At 57.0% G+C, this 16,106-nt stretch carries 11 protein-coding genes; 9 read left to right on the forward strand and 2 right to left on the reverse strand.

Annotated features, from left to right (window positions below; translation table 11 throughout):
- Positions 1 to 151: 151 nt before the first annotated feature.
- The 3 genes from B8V81_RS18735 to B8V81_RS18745 all read left to right on the forward strand — a co-directional run bounded on the left by B8V81_RS18735 (position 152) and on the right by B8V81_RS18745 (position 5,657).
- Positions 152 to 2,455 carry a helix-turn-helix domain-containing protein gene (locus tag B8V81_RS18735; protein ID WP_101808945.1) on the forward strand — a complete coding sequence of 768 codons (2,304 nt, stop codon included), beginning with the start codon at positions 152 to 154 and terminating at the stop codon, positions 2,453 to 2,455.
- A 108-nt stretch (positions 2,456 to 2,563) separates the two neighbouring features.
- The gene (locus B8V81_RS18740; RefSeq protein ID WP_244912795.1) at positions 2,564 to 4,093 is read left to right on the forward strand and encodes an extracellular solute-binding protein; all 1,530 of its coding nucleotides are present in this window, start codon (positions 2,564 to 2,566) and stop codon (positions 4,091 to 4,093) included.
- A gap of 217 nt (positions 4,094 to 4,310) precedes the next feature.
- Positions 4,311 to 5,657, forward strand: coding sequence for a jacalin-like lectin (locus B8V81_RS18745; RefSeq protein WP_101808947.1), 1,347 nt, complete (start codon positions 4,311 to 4,313; stop codon positions 5,655 to 5,657).
- Between the two features lie 208 nt (positions 5,658 to 5,865).
- Here the strand turns inward: B8V81_RS18745 and B8V81_RS18750 are convergent, their stop codons facing one another.
- The gene (locus tag B8V81_RS18750; protein ID WP_280522980.1) at positions 5,866 to 6,873 is read right to left on the reverse strand and encodes an aldo/keto reductase; all 1,008 of its coding nucleotides are present in this window, start codon (positions 6,871 to 6,873) and stop codon (positions 5,866 to 5,868) included.
- Between the two features lie 108 nt (positions 6,874 to 6,981).
- The gene (locus B8V81_RS18755) at positions 6,982 to 7,812 is read right to left on the reverse strand and encodes an AraC family transcriptional regulator (RefSeq protein ID WP_052333389.1); all 831 of its coding nucleotides are present in this window, start codon (positions 7,810 to 7,812) and stop codon (positions 6,982 to 6,984) included.
- 133 nt (positions 7,813 to 7,945) lie between these two features.
- On the opposite strand from B8V81_RS18755, the gene B8V81_RS18760 reads away from it, so the two are divergent.
- The 6 genes from B8V81_RS18760 (at position 7,946) to B8V81_RS18785 (ending at position 16,063) form a co-directional block, all read left to right on the forward strand.
- Positions 7,946 to 9,757, forward strand: coding sequence for a cache domain-containing sensor histidine kinase (locus B8V81_RS18760; RefSeq protein WP_028599553.1), 1,812 nt, complete (start codon positions 7,946 to 7,948; stop codon positions 9,755 to 9,757).
- Entirely contained in the window at positions 9,751 to 11,349 is a 1,599-nt protein-coding gene (locus B8V81_RS18765; protein WP_028599554.1) for a response regulator, read from the forward strand. Before B8V81_RS18760 ends, B8V81_RS18765 begins: the two co-directional genes overlap by 7 nt.
- A 175-nt stretch (positions 11,350 to 11,524) precedes the next feature.
- On the forward strand, positions 11,525 to 12,841 hold the full coding sequence (locus tag B8V81_RS18770) for an ABC transporter substrate-binding protein (RefSeq protein WP_028599555.1): 1,317 nt from the start codon (positions 11,525 to 11,527) through the stop codon (positions 12,839 to 12,841).
- Between the two features lie 77 nt (positions 12,842 to 12,918).
- A complete protein-coding gene (locus B8V81_RS18775) occupies positions 12,919 to 13,833 on the forward strand; it encodes a carbohydrate ABC transporter permease (protein WP_028599556.1) in 915 nt (304 codons plus the stop codon).
- Positions 13,834 to 13,843: 10 nt separating this feature from the next.
- Entirely contained in the window at positions 13,844 to 14,674 is an 831-nt protein-coding gene (locus B8V81_RS18780) for a carbohydrate ABC transporter permease (RefSeq protein WP_028599557.1), read from the forward strand.
- An 84-nt stretch (positions 14,675 to 14,758) separates the two neighbouring features.
- Positions 14,759 to 16,063, forward strand: a complete 1,305-nt coding sequence (locus tag B8V81_RS18785) for an ABC transporter substrate-binding protein (protein WP_043111559.1) — start codon at positions 14,759 to 14,761, stop codon at positions 16,061 to 16,063.
- Positions 16,064 to 16,106 lie beyond the last annotated feature (43 nt).

Below are 16,106 nucleotides of genomic sequence, written 5' to 3' on the forward strand. Positions count from 1 at the left end.
TAGCACCGGGGCGCGGCGGGCGGCAATAGGACAATTTCCGCTTTCTGTCGCTTTGGGAGGAACCGGGCGTGATTTGACATTGCCTTAATAAAGATGCGGTATTTTGAATGAGAAAGCTGAGGCAGGATCGGCAGCGGAAGGAGGGGACGACTTGAGAAAATGGAACACGGTATTCGCTAACCTGATCCTATCGTACCTATTTATCGTCCTTGTCATCGTGCTTCTGCTTTGTTCGAGCTTCTATATGTACTTTACCGGCAAGTATAAGGAGGAGCTGCGCGACCGAAGCCGGATTGCGCTGGAGAATACGGCCCAGACGATCGAGAGCTCGGTGCTTCGACGGGCTCAGCAGATCTATCTGGACATCTCCCTCAATAAGACGGCAGACGTGAGGCTGCTCGCCGATCCCTCCTTTAAGGGCGATCATGCCGAGGTGCTCGATCTGCAGGAGCTGCTGCGTTCGGCAGTCATCCGAAACTCCGATTTCGTTCAGGCGGTGCATCTCTATTATCCCAAGCCGAACATCATGCTCTCCTCTGCCTACGGACTGAAATTCTACGCCGACCGGGAGCGGGAAACGCCTTTTTTGACGGATTGGATCGAAGGAATGCGGAGCAGCAAGGAGAGCAGCCTGTGGACGCAAGCCCGCCTGGTTCCCGAGGACATCTATTCCAATCTGAAGGGCGGAAAGAGCCAGGCGCTCATCACCTACGCTCACGGATACCCGTTCCGGTCGTCGGGAGCGGACAGCGAGGTGATCGTCGCGGTGGACGTAAAGGAGAGCGCGATCAGCGGAATCATCCGCAATAGGATGCCTTCCCGGTACGAAGGCACTTTTATCGTGGACAGCTCGGGCAATGCAATATCCGGCTCCGACAAGGGCAAGCTGGGCCAGAGGGCGGAGGCAGGAGCGGGCGCGCTGGAGCCGGGAGCGGGCGACGCAGGGGGGACGGTAGAATGGTCCTCCCAAGTGGCGACCTACCTGACGCTTCCATCGACCGGATGGAAGCTGTACAGCATCATGCCTTCGAGCGCGTTCTACCAGAAGTCGATTTTTATTCAGAAGCTTATTTTAGGCCTTTGCTTGTTCGCGCTCCTGATCGGCATCGTCATGTCCGGAGTGCTGGCGCGGGCGAATACGGGTCCGATCAAACGTCTGACGGCCAAGATCAAGGGCCTGCTGGACCCCGCCTCCGCAAGCGTCGCCAACGAGTACCGGCTGATCGATACGGCCTTCGTCAAGCTGAACGCCAAAGTCGCCAGCCTCGAGGAAACGCTGGAAGCGAACAGCTCGGTCATCCGGCACAATGTCATCCTTGGCCTGCTGCGCAACAGCTACAGTCAGGAGGAATTGGCCGAGGACCTCGATTTTCTTGGCCTGGACCGCGAGTATGGCCGCTACTGCTGCCTGCTTCTCGATTCGAGAGGAGCGTTTGCCGGGCTGAATTCCCGCAGCCTTCAGTACGCGGCCTATCGAATGATCGGCCAATTGGAGGCGGCCGCGCTGCCGGATGGCTTCATTCGGGCCGAGGCGCTCCCCGATAAGAGGGTGGTCGTCCTCATGGGCGCCGATCGGGAGAGCGGCGAGCTGCGGGAGCGGATTTCCCGGTTCGTCGTGGCCGAAGGCAGGGAGCGATTCCAGCTCGACTTCCAAATCTCCTGGGGCTGTTGGGTGGAGGAGCTGATCGACGTTCACCGGAGCTTCGACGAAGCCCGGATTCGGATGAAATACGCCTACTTCTTTCCGGAGACGTCCATTTTGAACGATCCGGAGCTGCTGGACCGAGAGCAAAGCACGGAAGAAATTCCGCAGGCTATCCTGGCGACATTCAGGGACAAGCTGCATGCCCGCCAGGCGGACGGCCTTGCCGACGCCGTCGAGCAATTGGCGACGGTCATGCGGGAAGGGGCCTATGCGGCGGATTATTGCCGCTATATTCTGGCGAATACCGTGTTCGTCTATTCCGACTACATGAAGAGCGTCCGCTACAAGCATCCCGATCCCGGCAATCCGGATCTCTACGGCGAGTTTGCCGGGCTGCCCCATATTCTGGCTTATCAGGACTGGTTGACGAATTCGGCGGCCGAGTTCATCGCGCACATGGAAAGTCGGAACAGCGAGAGGGCGGTCTCCAGCGTGGAGGCTGTCAAGCGGTACATCCAGGATCACTTATCGGAGGACTTGTCCTTGGACGCGGTAGCCGGACAAGTTTTCTTGAGTCCCAAATACCTCAGCAAACTGTTCAAGGAGGAGGTTGGCGTAACCTATACCGAATACGTCACGGGCCAGCGGATGGAGAGGGCCAAAGCGCTGATCGAGGCCAACAAGCTGACGGTCGAGCAGATCGCGAGCACGGTCGGATACGGAACGGCGGCTTACTTCATCAAGAAATTCAAGGAAATTCACGGCTGCACGCCGGGAAATTACAGGCGCAGCATCGCAAGACATGCCTAGCGGCAACGGAGGGGAATCATGGCCAAACAGCAGCCGCGTCGCATCGCGGCCATCCTTTTCGCAATCTTGTCAGCGGGATTGCTCGGTGGATGCGAGGGAGCCTCGACGATGCTCGCCTCGCCTCAGTCCCTGCCCCCCGCCGAGGCCGCGACCGAGCCGAAGTACGAAATCTCCTGGACGATGCATCAGAACCTGCCCGTGCCCGAAGAGGCCGAGATGGTCCGCTACGTGGAAAGGAAGTTCAACGTCGATCTGGACCTGTGGAATCTCGAGAACAATAACTACGAAGCGCTGTTGGATCTGAAGCTGGCGCAGGGAGACATCCCCGACCTGTTCCGGATCCGGCAGCCGCAGGATCTGCTCAAGTATGAGCGGCAAGGCGTGCTGGCCGAGATCCCGAAGGAGGCTCTGGAGAAGTACGCTCCGAACCTCATGAAGGCCATTCGAGAGAACGCGCCTCATTATCAGGATTACGGCGTCATCGACGGCCGCTATTACGGCATTCCGGTCATCAATCCTACGAACGTCTACCGTATCCCTGTCGTTTATCGCCAGGATTGGCTCGACAAGCTCGGGCTTGAAGTTCCCGACACGCTGGCCGAGTTCGAGAAGGTCATGTACGCGTTCGCACATGACGATCCGGACGGCAACGGCAAGAAGGATACGTACGGCTTGTCCCGAGAAGGGATGAACGTCGTTTTCGGCGCCTTCGGGCAGGTCGTCTTCGCCGACCAGCTTTATTTCGGAGAGAAGGATGGGGAGTTGGCCGTCGGCGCCCTGCAGCCGGAGATGAAGGAGGCGCTGCGGCTTCTCAGGAAGTGGTATCGGGACGGCGTCATCGATCCTGAATTCATAACGGGCGAGAACAAGGGAGGCTACAAGCATCTCTCCCATTCCTTCATCAATGGAACGATCGGCATGACCTCGATGGGCAACTATTATCATTGGGTCCAGGAAGGCGACTATTTGGCCTGGAATTTGAACGGACAGCTGTCTCCCGCCGCCGCCGCCTTCAACGCGAAGGAGCTGTCCGCGGCTTATCCGGAAGCCCGGATTTCGTTTGGCAGGCCTGTCCAAGGCCCGGAAGGCAAGCGCGGCTCCCAAGCCTATGACATGCTCATGAGCTTCATGGCGATCGGCGCCGACGCAGTCCGAGAGCCTGGGAAGCTGGAGATGATTTTGCGGATTCTCGACGATGTCAGCGCCAACCCCGATCCCGACGAGGCGGCCACGTTGAAATACGGAATCGAAGGGACGCACTGGCGATGGACAAGTCCATCCAAGGAGGACGTCATTCTGCTCCCGCCGTACGATAAGCTGTTCAGCTATCAGAACCTGATCGGCGCCAATCTGGGCATGACTGTTCCGATCATGCCGGCCGGCCGCAGAGAGCAATGGGCGCTCTCCCTGGGCCTGGACAAGGACGGACTCTACAATGCGCTGGAGGTCGCGACTCCATCTCTGGCCCGTTACGGCTCCGACCTCATCAAATGGAAGAACAAGGCCTATATCTCCATCATTACGGGCGATCAGCCCCTGGAGTTCTTCGATGCGTTCGTCCAGGAATTTATGGAAATGGGAGGATTGCAGGTGGTCCGGGAAGCGAATGAATGGCGCGACGAGCATCAACCCTCGTAAAGCCCGGTCTCCGGCGCCACATCCTATACGACTCTGCGATTTTTCCATAAACGTTGTTCATGTTCATATAGGCGCGAAGCCGGTTCTGGATGAGCCCTGCCGCAGAATCGTACGGTTCTGCTACAATACGGGATTTGTCATATGGAAGCTCGCCAAAATCGGGTGTTAGACTGTGGGAGGCAACACACGATCAAATGTTGAAGGGTGATGAATTGAAATGCCGAAGTGGCGCAAGGTGTTGGCATTAACGCTGGCGTTGGCAAGCGCGGCTCCATTAGGGATGACCGGCTATGTTCAGAAGGCAAGCGCGGCAACAGGAAGCTTCACGGTGCTGTCCTACAATATCGGAGGATTGCCCGCGCTTCTGTCCAGCAGCTCAGATCCGCAAAAATTTACGCCGTTGATCGGAGCCAAGCTGGGGCCTTATGATCTGGTCAACGTGCAGGAGGACTTTAATTACCACGCTTCCTTGTATGCGAACGACAATCATCCCCACCGCACCCCGACATCCGGCGGCGCCGGCATCGGCAGCGGCCTGAACACGCTGTCGAACTACCCGCTCAACGATTTGAAGCGAGTGACCTGGAACAAACGCTATGGACTGTTTGACAACGGATCGGACGAGCTGACACCGAAGGGCTTCACCTACAGCCAAATCCAAATGTCCGCAGGGGTCTACATTGACGTTTACAATCTCCATGCCGACGCCAATACGGACACGTTGTCCAATGAAGCGAGACGGGATAACCTGAGCCAGCTCGCCACCTATATCGAGGCGCATTCGCAAGGTCATGCCGTGCTTGTATTCGGCGATACCAACACCCGATATACGCGATCCGAAGATAATTTGAAGTCGTTGTTCGTCGATCGGCTAGGGATGAAGGATGCCTGGATCGAGAAAGTTCGCGGCGGCAGCTATCCGACCATGGGCGCAGACGCCTTGCTGGGCGTCCCTGGATCGACAAGCGCCGACAACGAAGTCGTCGACAAGATTTTCTATCGCAGCGGCGCTGCCCTATCCCTCGAAGCGAACAGCTACCAGGTCGAGGATACTTACTTTACCGATGAGAACGGCGCGCAACTGTCCGATCATTACGGGATAGCCGCGAACTTTACGTACTCGACCAGCGCTGCCGTATCTTACAGTGATCTTGCGGGCGGAAGCGGCGGCAATGGCTTCAACTTCCTCCACAGCAACGCTCCGGCGACAAGCGCTCCGCTCTCTGTCACGCTAAGGGGAGCGAGCCGTCTGGATTCCATCGCCATGACTTATGTGAACGGAACGACGATCAGCATTGGCGGGTCCGGCGGGACAACAAGCACCCTTACGCTGGACAGCGGGGAAACGATCGCCAGCGCGCTCGTGTACACGAATACGTACAACAACAGCGTTCGCATTTTCTATCTGGAGCTTACGACAAGCAAGGGACGCAAGATTGCTTCGGGCACGAAGAGCGGCACCGCCACTACCTTTACCGCCCCGGCCGGCAGCAGTATTGCGGGCTTCTTCGGACGCGCTGCCGACAATATAGACAAGCTCGGCGTCATATACAAAAGGCTGTAGTCCTTACAGAGCCAGCTATCTCGGATCGTTCATACGTCCGTTGGGTCAATAACTCATTTGACTGTCTGCATCGAAGATTGCTCATGGTATGAAACAAGGGCGGCTACTCAATTAATGAGTAGCCGCCCTTTCGATTGGACCGGCATGAGCCTCATCCCTGGCGTCAGCCAAGCATCAAGGACCATGCCGCGAGGCGTCCTGGATCCGATCAGCCCTTCAGAATGGCTTCGATCGCGGCGATTTCCGACTCGGTCAGCTCCGGGAAGCGGAGCGAGTCGACCGCATCCTCGATCTGCGACACTTTGCTGGCGCCGATCAGAGCCGACGTGACTCGGCCGCCGCGCAGCACCCAGTTCAGGGCGAGCTGCGACATTTTTTGGCCGCGGCCCGCGGCGATCTCGTTCAGGCGGCGGACCTTGGCGATCCGTTCCTCGGTGATGTCGTTCTCGGACAGGAAGACGCTTGGACCGGCAGCGCGGGAATCCGCCGCGACGCCATTGAGATAGCGGTCGGTCAGGATGCCGCCGTGCAGCGGGGAGAAGACGATCGATCCGATGCCTTCTTCATCCAGCGCGTCCTGAAGCCCGTCTTCGATCCAGCGGTTGAACATGGAGTAGCTCGGCTGATGGATGAGGCATGGCGTGCCGAGCTCGCGCAGGATGCGGGAAGCTTTGCGCGTATCTTCCGGGCTGTAGCTGGAGATGCCGACATAGAGCGCCTTGCCTTGGCGGACGATCGCGTCGAGAGCGCTCATCGTCTCTTCCAGCGGCGTATTCGGGTCCGGACGATGGTGATAATAAATATCGACATAATCGAGGCCCATGCGCTTCAGGCTCTGGTCCAGGCTGGCGACGAGATATTTGCGGGAGCCCCACTCGCCGTAAGGGCCTGGATACATATAATAACCGGCTTTCGTGGAGACGACGATCTCGTCCCGGTATGGAAGCAGGTCTTTTTTCAGGATCTCGCCGAACATCTCCTCGGCCGAGCCTGGAGGCGGACCGTAGTTGTTGGCGAGATCGAAGTGCGTGATGCCGAGATCGAAGGCGCGGGTCAGCATGCTCCGGCCGCTCTCGACCGAGTTGATGCCGCCAAAGTTGTGCCAAAGACCGAGCGAGATGGCCGGAAGCAGCAAGCCGCTGCGGCCGCTCCGGTTATACTTCATCGTGTCGTAGCGCGATTCGGAAGCCTTGTACAAAATCATCATTCCTCCCATGTGGCCCGACAGCCTGAAAGGGCTTGCCTGGCCGAGTTGACTTCTCCATTGTAGCCGAAGGAGCGGCGTGGAAAACATGTCAGCAAGGAAGGAAAACATGTCATGATGTCAGCATCTGCGCTCGCGATAGCTTCGAGGCGAGCAGCCTCGAACCCGCTTGAACATGCGGGAAAACAGCAGCGGATCGCGATAGCCGACCGAAAACGCGATCTCGCTGATCGTGCAGTCGGTCCGTTCGAGCAGATCTGCCGCGCGCGACATCCGGTAATCCAGCAAGTATTGACGCGGAGGCATGCCGGTCTCCCGCTTGAAGAGGGACGACAGATATTTGCGGTCGAGCTGGAATTCCCGCGCCATGCGTTCGACCGAGATGTCCTCGTCGTAATGGGCGTGCAGATAGCGGAGGCAGTCGGCGACATGAGGGTTGGGACGCGCGCGGCCGTCGCGGCCGGCCTCGCGGCGCGGCACGATCGCGATCAGCGCGGCCAGAAATTCGTACAGCCGTCCGAGCAGCAGCAGATCGGCGGCGTCCGAGGCCAGGGCGTCGCGGCTCATCGTCTGATCCAGCGTCGGCATCAGCTTGTCGTCCAGCGGAAAGATCGGGCTGGCTGCCGACAATGCCGTCCGGGCGAGCAGCTGTTCCGCCCGGCTGCCTTTGAAGGCGATCCAGGAATAGAGCCACGGCGTCTCCTCGCTGGCCGAATAGGTGACCCGCATATGCGGATAAGTGAGGAACGCCTGGCCGGCGCCGATGCGATGGGTCTCGCCCGCGGCGGTCAACGTGCCGGATCCGCTCTGAATGAAATGGATTTTATAAAAGTCGCGCATGCCGGGACCGTAGGTATGGCCGGGACAGCATTGCTCCCTGCCCCAGAACAGCAAGCTCAGCTCCGGATCCGCAACCCCGTCCGGCTGTCTCTGCAAGGTGAAGCTAGCCATGGAAGCAACCTCTTTTCAGGTGAAGTGCCGTGCTGCTACCAGTATAGCAGACCGTCCTGACGTGACAAGGCGATGCTTCTATGATTATCATGGGGACATTGGTTCTATCCCGTTCAGACCGGAGGACGATGCGATGCGTCGCAAATACCGCTTCATCAGCCTGAAAAACAAGATCATGGTTTTTTTCTTGCTGTCGATCCTCATCCCGTTGTCCGTGATGGTCGTCAACGCCTATTTTTCTTCGCGCCAGATGCTGGAGAGCAAGTACAGCATCCTGCTTGCGGACGTGGCCAGGCAGTCCAATATCCGGATCGAGGAATATTTGCGGGATATCCGGCAAATTTCTCTTATTTCAAGCTATGGCATCAACAGCTATATTTCGGCTGTATCGCAGGATAATTATCCGGTTCAAAATTATTTGCGCAACCAATCCATCGCCAATGAAATGCAGGCGACGCAATTATTGATGAACTACATCACGATGAAAGACAGAAAAATTTCCATCTATGTCTATAACATGAATCCTGGAAACGATCTCTATATCAGCCCGAACAAGCCGATCGACTACGCGTACGAGCCGCGCCAGGAAGCGTGGTTCAACGATTTTTTGGAATCGGATGACATTACGCGGGATTTGCCGACACAAAAGGACCGGCAGGTCAAAGGAGAAGGCAACTGGGCCATTTACAATTTGCGGAAAATATTGGACATGGAGAACGGCAAGCTGCTCGGCGTGATGGTGATCAGCGTCGACATCGAGTTCATCCATGAGCTCAACAAGCGCATGAATGTCGGCAGCCAGTCTGTCATGACGATCGTCGATGAGCAGGACCGGATCATGTTCAGGGACGACTACGGCGCGATCGGCCAGCCGTTCGAGTCGATCTTCCCGATGGGCGGCCATGTCGACGGCGGGCTCGACCGCCAGATCGTCCGCGTCAAGGGCAGCGAGCACATGCTCATCCAGGCGGGCTTCGAGTCCCACCGATGGAAGACCTATCTCTCGATGCCTATGGACGATCTGACGATCGAGGATGGGATTTTGAAGCGCAACTTGTGGATGATCATCACCGTGCTGCTGCTGTTCGCGCTGGTGAGCACGCTCTATATCTCCAGCCTCATCACGCGGCCGATCAAGCAGCTGATGAGGAACATGGCGCTCGTAGAGCACGGCAAGTTCGACAGCCTGCACCCCGTCCAGTCGAATGACGAGATCGGGCTGATGGCGATCCGGTTCGAACAGATGTCGGCCGAGCTGAAGCAGCTTGTCGAGCGCATCTACGAGGAGCAGGAGCAAAAGGTGGAGGCGGAAATCCGGGCTTTGCAGGCGCAAATCAATCCGCATTTCTTGTACAACACGCTGAATTCGGTCAAGTGGATCGCCTCGATGCAGCGCTCGGACAAAATCGTGGAAATGACGGAGGCGCTCATCTCCATGCTGCGGTATACCGCAAGAGCGGACAAGGGACTCGTGCCCGTCCGCGAAGAGCTGGAGCATATCCGTCATTATCTCGTCATCCAAAAGGTCCGCTATTTCAACCGGATCGAGGTTCATGTGGAGGTCGAGGACGACTCGCTGCTGGATCAGGAAATTCCCAAGCTCAGCATCCAGCCGCTCGTGGAGAACGCCATCTTCCATGGAATCGCCAATCAGAAGGACGGCGTGCTGACGCTGGAAGTAAGGGGCATCGGAAAAGAGCAGCTGCGGATTACGGTGCGCGACAACGGAGCGGGGATGAGCGGCGAAGCGGCCAGCCGCCTTCGAGAACGGCTGGCCGGCAGCGATGCGGAGGGCGGAATCGGAATCTGCAACGTGCATCAGCGCATCCGGAGGGTTTTCGGCGAGCCGTACGGCGTGTCCTTCCGCAGCGCCGAGGGAGAAGGGGCCGAGTTTACCTTGATCTTCCCGTATCGACCTAATGAAGGAGGAAAGCGGCCATGCTGAACGTACTCATCGTGGATGACGAGCTTTTGATGCGCATCGGCCTCAAATCGCTGATCAATTGGGAGGAGGAGGGCTTCCGCATCATGGGCGAGGCGGCGAACGGCAAGGAAGCGCTGGAGCTGGCCGAGGCGGCGGCTCCCGACCTGATCGTGACCGACATCAAAATGCCGGTCATGGACGGCCTCGAGCTGATCCGCGAAGTGCAGCGGGACCGTCCGGACTGCCAGTATGTCATTTTAAGCTGCCTGGATGAATTCCACTATGCGCAGGAGGCGATCCGGCTCGGAGCCGCCGATTATTTGATCAAGAGCGACATGAAGTCCTCGCAGCTGCTGCGGGTGCTCGATGTCGTGAAAAAAAGAGCGGCGAAAACGACGCGCAAAGAGATGGACGGCATGCCGCCCGGATCGGTCAAGGAAAGCATCGAATACTTGAAGGAGACGCTCTTCAAGGAAGTGATCAGCGGCTACAAAGGAGAGCGCGACATTGCGGCGAGCCGGGAATCGCTGCGCATCCGCGTCCAGGACGGACCGATGCTGCTGGCGAAGTTCAGGATCGACCGCTTCGAATATTTGCGCCGCAAATATGTCGAGCAGGACGAGAAGCTGCTGCGGTACGCCGTCCTGAACATCCTGGAGGAGATCATACCGCGGCAGCGGCAGAAGGAAATCATCGTCATGAATTCGGCTGAATACGTCCTGCTGATGGAATGGCTCGATGACGGGCCGCCGCAGGAATTCGAGAAGCTCGTCGACAAGATTCAGGAGGCGATGAACGACTTTCTCAATTTGACGATGTCGATCGGGGCGAGCAAGGCCGACGGCTACAAAGGCATTCGGAAAGCGTTTCAGGAAGCGGATGAAGCGCTGGACGACCTGTTTTTCAGCTCCGGAAACGGACTGGTCTATTATGACCGGCCACGGAAAAAGGAGCGCTGCATCCAGCGCTTCGTGTGGAAAGGCGCGGCCTTGCGATCGTTCCGCCAGGACGCGGAGCTTGGCAGCGAGACGGCGCTGGCGTTTTTGGAGGAGCTGAAGGAGCAGCTGCGGGAAGGCGGCTACACGAAGCAAGCGGCCCGCTCGGCTTATATCCGGGTGCTCGGCTTGATCTCCTCTTGCTTCCCGGTGCTTCCCGATTCCGACGAGGACGGATTGAACGTATACGAAAAGCTGCTGCGCGAAGAACGGCTGGAGGGCCTCCACCGCACGGTCGTGGACTATTTGAACTCATGCCGCTCCCTTTTGACCGACAAAGAGCTTCCTCGCAGTTATGCGGAGCAGGCATGCGAAATGATGCGGCAGCTGTATACGGAGGATATTTCGCTTCAATTCGTGGCGGAGAAGATCAATGTGAACGCCTCTTATTTGAGCCGCATCTTCAAACGCGAGACGGGAGTGAACTTCGTCGGCTATTTGACTCGGCTGCGCATGGAAAAGGCAAAAGCAATGCTGCGGGAAAACCGGCTGAAGGTGTACGAGGTGGCGGAAAGGGTCGGCTATCCCAATACCGCTTATTTCAGCAAGCTGTTCAAGAAGCATTGCGGCATGACGCCGGAGGAATTCCGCGGATCTGCCGGCGAAAGCAAAAAATAAAGAGGAAAAGTAAAAAAAGTGCTCCTTCCGGCGGAGCGCTTTTTTTGTCGTCTTTTGTCTGGTCAAAAAAGGTGAATAGAGCGTAAAAAACCGCCATTCCGGCTTGAAGCGCCATTGTTTACGATAAGAGAGCAAAGGCAAGGGAAACTTGAGCACGATTAGAGGGGGAACTCGAGTGACGCACAAACGCTGGACGACTTTAGTATCCATCGGCCTGACCGCGACGATGTTGGCTGCATGCGGAAATGGCGGCAATGGCGGCAATGGCGCTGCAGGCAATGCCGGTTCGGAGCCTTCCAAGGCGGAGAACGGTTCGACAGGCAGCGGAAGCGGCGGAAACGTAACGCTGAGATACGCGTTATGGGATTCCAATCAGGAGAAAGGCGCGCGCAAGATTGCCGACGCATTCGAGGCGAAAAACCCGAACATCAAGATCAAGATCGAAGTGGCCGGCTGGTCCGATTACTGGACGATGCTGGAAGCCGGAGCGACCGGCGGATCGCTGCCGGATGTGTTCTGGATGCACTCCAACGAGATCTATCGCTATGCCTCCAACGGCATGCTGCTCGATCTGAACGATCAGATCGCCAAAAGCACGGAGGTCAAGCTGGAGAACTACCCCGAGGGGCTCAATCAGATCTACAACTTTGACGGCAAGCAATATGCCGTTCCGAGGGACTTCGATACGATCGGACTTTGGTACAATAAAACGCTGTTCGACAAGGCGAACCTGAGCTATCCCGACGAGAACTGGACGTGGGACGATCTGAAAAGCGCCGCGAAGACGCTGACGAAAGACGGCGTGTACGGCCTGCTCGCTCCGATGCACAACCAGGAAGGCTACTACAACTTCGTGTATCAAAACGGCGGCACGATCATCACCGACGACAAGAAATCCGGTTATGACGATCCGAAAACGATCGAGGCGCTGGATTATTACATCAGCTTCACTCGCGAAGGGCTGTCTCCGATGACCGTCGTCGACGCGGAGCGTCCGGAACTGATCAAAAACGGAAAAGTCGCGATGGGCATTTTCGGCTCCTGGAACTTGAGCAGCTTTGCGGAGAACGAGTATATGGCGAAAAACTTCGACGTCGCCGTACTGCCGAAAAAAGAAAAGCAAGCCTCCATCTACAACGGCCTGGGCCATGCGATCGACGCGAAAACGAAGCATCCGGAAGAGGCCTGGAAATTCGTGGAGTTCCTCAGCTCGAAGGAAGGCCAGGAGATGCAGGCGGAGCTTGGCCTGGCGATCCCGGCCTATAAAGGAACGGCACAGAAGTGGGTCGAATCCTCGTCGACGTTCCATTCTCAAGTGTTTGTCGACATGGTTCAATACGGCGTCGTCCGTCCTTACTCCAATACGACGCTTGTCTGGGAAGACAAGGCGTACGAAGCGCTCAAGCCGGCTTTCCTCGGTCAAGCGACGGTGGAGGAGGCAGCTAAAAACGCCGCCAAGATCATGAATGAAAGCCTGTCCCAGGAGAAGTAAGCGCCACGGGTCGGCGGAACGGTAAATGAGGAATGCGGCAACCGAGCGGTTGCCGCATTTTGATAGGAGGAAATCGGATGCAGAGCCAAGCCGTAAAGAGAACATCCGGAAAGAAAGCATGGAAGGAATGGGCCTGGGGCTGGTTTTTCATCGCCCCGACCATTGTCGGACTTGTCGTTCTGAACTTGATTCCGATGGCCCAGTCGGCCTACTTGAGCTTTTTCAAGAGCGGAGACTTCGGGAGAAACAATATTTATGTCGGTCTGGACAACTACCGCAAGCTGGTCCAGGATGCGCAGGTCTGGCATGCTGTCGCCAACACGCTGCTTTATGCCGCGATCGTCGTGCCGGTCAGCATCGCCCTCGCGATGCTCATCGCCGTGCTGCTGAACCAGAAAATCGCGGGCCGATCCGCCTATCGGACCATATATTTCATCCCGATGATCGCGGCGCCTGCCGCCGTAACGATGGTATGGAGATGGATGTACAATCAGCAATTCGGATTATTCAACTATGTGCTGTCCAAATTTGGCTTGCCGCCCGTCGACTGGATTTCCAATCCCCGTCTTGCACTCGTCTCGATTGCCGTCATCGGGATCTGGAGCGTCGTCGGCTACAATATGGTGCTTTTGCTTGCTGGCCTGCAGGAAATACCGAAGGACTACTATGAGGCTTCCGATATCGACGGGGCGGGCAGAATCAGGCAATTTTTCGTCATTACGCTGCCGCTCGTGACGCCGACGCTGTTTTTTGTCGTCGTAACGTCGGTCATTCAGGCCATGCAAGTATTCGATGTCATCTTCATGATGATCGACGTGACGAATCCGGCGTACGACCATACCGTCTCGCTCGTCTATCTGTTCTACAACAGCTCCTTCAAGTACATGGACAGAGGGTATGGATCGGCGATCGTCATGCTGCTGCTGGCGCTGATCATGATCATCACCTTCTTCCAGATGAAAGCGCAGAAGCGGTGGGTCCATTATCAATAGGAGGTGCGGCATGACGCAAAAAAATCGAGTATCCACGCTGTTCGTCCATGCGGTCTTGCTGCTGGGAGCGGCCATCATGGTTCTGCCCTTCCTTTGGATGGTGCTGACCTCGCTCAAGACCGTGACGGAATCGACCTCGATGAATCCGTTCTATTTCTTCCCCAGCCGGGTGATGTGGGAAAACTATTCGGAGGTGTGGCGGCAGACCGACTTCCTCCGCCTGTACTGGAATACGTTTGCGATGATGGCGCTGCGCGTTTTATGCGGCGTGACGTTCAGCGCGATGGCGGCCTATGCTTTCGCCAGGCTAAAATTCCCGGGACGAAGCTTCTTTTTCAGCCTGGTGCTGTTCCAAATGATGGTTCCGACCCAAATTTTCATCATTCCGCAATATTTAATGGTGGATCAGCTCGGATTGCGCAATACTATACTTGCCCTGCTGTTCCCGGGCTTGGTCAGCGCTTTCGGCACCTTTTTGCTGCGGCAGTTTTTCATGGGACTGCCAAAGGAGCTGGAGGAAGCGGCGAAGCTCGACGGCTGCAATATCGGACAGACGTTCCTTTATGTCATGCTTCCGCTTGTCCGCTCCGGATTGGCCGCTCTTTCCATCTTCACCGCGCTGTTCTCGTTCAAGGACTTGATGTGGCCGCTCATCGTGAACACCGATTCCAGCGCGGCGACGCTCTCTTCCGCGCTGGCCAAAATCCAGAGCGCGTTCGCGGTCCACTATCCGGAGCTGATGGCCGCGTCTGTGCTGGCGATTTGGCCGATGCTCGCGCTGTTCATGCTGTTCCAAAAGCAGTTCATCGAAGGCATCGCGACGTCCGGCGGCAAGCTCTGAGTCATTGACGAGCGAAAGCCGTCATGTCATGATGAGGAAAATCAAGCTCGGGAAGGATAAAAGGGAGGGAAGGGAATGCCCGGCATGAAGCGAGGCCAGCGCGCAGCATGGGCGCTGCTGGCTGTCTTCTGCGCTCTGATCGTCAGCTGCGCAGGCTGCGGCTTGGCTGGCCGGTTCGGCATTCCCCGCTCCTCCGAGGACGGGAAGCCGGCGCCGGAACCGGTCGTCCTGCATTATTCCAGCTTTTTGCTGGATGCGGCTCAAGCCGGCAAGGTTTATTACGAGGCGATCGCGGATTTCGAGAAACGCTACCCGAACATCAAGATCGAAGCCAACTTCATTCAAAGCAACAACTATACCGCCGGGATCAAGATCAGGCTGCTCGGAGGCGAGCCGCTGGATGTGTTCGACACCTGGTCCCCGAGCTTGTTCGAGGAGTTCCGCAAGCTGCGTCCGGACGTATATCTCGATTTGAGCGGCTCTCCGTTCCTCGACGATTTTTATCCTTCTTCCCTGAAGCCCGTCGAGGTGGACGGCAAGGTGTATGGCGTACCGGAAGTCATGCATAGCGACGGCTTGATCTATAATCAAACGATGTTCGACCGTCTGGGGCTTCAAGTGCCGCGAACATGGGATGAGCTGCTGGAGCTTTGCGAAACGCTGAAGCGAGAAGGGATCATCCCGATCGCGGCAGACGGCGAATGGTCCAACGCCCAGTTTTTCTGGGGCTCCATCATGTCCAACAATGGCGCGGATGCCGAGTGGACGAAAAAGCTGGAGAGCGGCCAGATCAAGATCGACCATCCTTACTTTGTCGATGCGATCAGCAAGCACAAGCTGTTGATCGATCGCGGCTACGTTCCGAAAAACTGGACGTCGCTCAAGCATGAGCAGGCGAAAGATTTGATCGGCAACGGAAGCGCGGCCATGTTGATTACGGGGACATGGGACCTATTGACGATCAAGGAGAGAGATCCTTCTCAGGATATCCGGTTCATGGTCATTCCGGGCAGCACCCGTACCGTTCCCAACATCAATGTAGGCAGCTACCGGGTCATCAACTCGCAAACGAAGCATCCCGAGGAAGCGAAGCTGTTCGTGGCGTTCATGAACGGACGCGCCAGCCAGGAAAAGCTTGCCCGCGGAGCAAACGCCATCCCCTCGACAATCTCGTCGTCCCAGGGCTGGAACGAATCCACGTCTTCGATCGCGGCTGCCGTGACTCAAAAGGAAGCGACGCTGTACTGGCCGCATACGATTTCGACGGAATCGCTTCAGGTCAAAATTCTGGAGGGAGTCAACCATTATTTGGCCGGCGCTCCGTTGAAGACGGCGCTGGATGATATTCAAAAAGCGATCGACGAAGCGCGCAAAAGCTCGCTGCCGTAGCGCTTTTCCGAAGCTTCGCCTTGGATGACTGGAACAAGCCTCC

The sequence above is a fragment of the Paenibacillus pasadenensis genome (genome assembly GCF_002864175.1).
In the GTDB taxonomy this organism is placed as follows: domain Bacteria; phylum Bacillota; class Bacilli; order Paenibacillales; family Paenibacillaceae; genus Paenibacillus_O; species Paenibacillus_O pasadenensis.